Origin of the sequence: Escherichia sp. MOD1-EC6842 (assembly GCF_002965705.1) — a bacterium.
GTDB classification, from domain to species: domain Bacteria; phylum Pseudomonadota; class Gammaproteobacteria; order Enterobacterales; family Enterobacteriaceae; genus Escherichia; species Escherichia ruysiae.
On record NZ_PTRF01000055.1, the window covers coordinates 1 to 941 of the forward strand.

A 941-nucleotide genomic window follows, 5' to 3' on the forward strand; every position below is an offset into this window, starting at 1 on the left:
CTATGATTTGATTTGTAACCCAATAATCGCACACCATTTTTCTCTTTTTAAAAAACATAAATACTGTTAAAACAAATATTCACTTTGCTATCTTAAATACTATTTCCACATTACTCATCTTTATAATCAAATTATTCTTATCCATAGATATTTTTGCAGTTTTAAAATAGCGACTTTCACCAACGTCAGCCATGCAAATTAAACCTAAACCACGAGCTCTCCCATCCTTTGTACATGAGAAAAATCATCCATCTACTCTATTTATCCCCGAACCTTTAATACCATAATAAATCAGAATTTCTGGGTATTTTTCATCCTTCACGCTTTCATATTTTTGGTATTTAATTGAAAACCAGAGCAAGATTACTAAAGCCCGCTTCCCGCAAGGACTGATGCGATGTAGTCTCTGTCCATGGCTGCTTTTCGCGTCTTACGTCTTAACCCTGCCTTGAATACCTTATATTTCGTCAAAATATTAATGGCGATATGCCTGAACCCTGAAAATAATTCTGCTGTATTTCCTCTTCTTATTTTGCAGTCGTCTTCATTCATTACCACATCCACGTGCCAGTGATTTCGAATCGCTGCCGCAAACTTTTCTGCGGTTAAATCAGCAGAACTGATATAATATCTGACCGTTATTTCTGGCTCCTTCTTTTGTTCTGCTATTATTGACCGAAAGGAGACTGCCACGCATAATTTTTCAGTCCTTTCCATTCAAACGTAAAATCAATAAGTTCATCAGGGACATCGCAAACAATATGAAGACGGATTTCTTCTCTGCAATATCTTTCTGGCAACCCATCACATCAGTTGTGATAATGTTTACTTTAATCTTCAACATGTTAATATTTTCAGGAATAGCTGTAATCTCATTGGATTTCTCATCTGTCTTAATCTGCCCAAGGCTCAGACTGTGCATAGTTGAGAACGCACTAATG

Annotated in this window: 1 pseudogene; it reads right to left on the reverse strand. The window is 36.2% G+C overall.

Annotated elements, in window-relative coordinates:
* Positions 1–366: 366 nt before the first annotated feature.
* Positions 367–941: pseudogene (locus tag A7Z29_RS23050) on the reverse strand (ISAs1 family transposase); the annotation flags it as partial.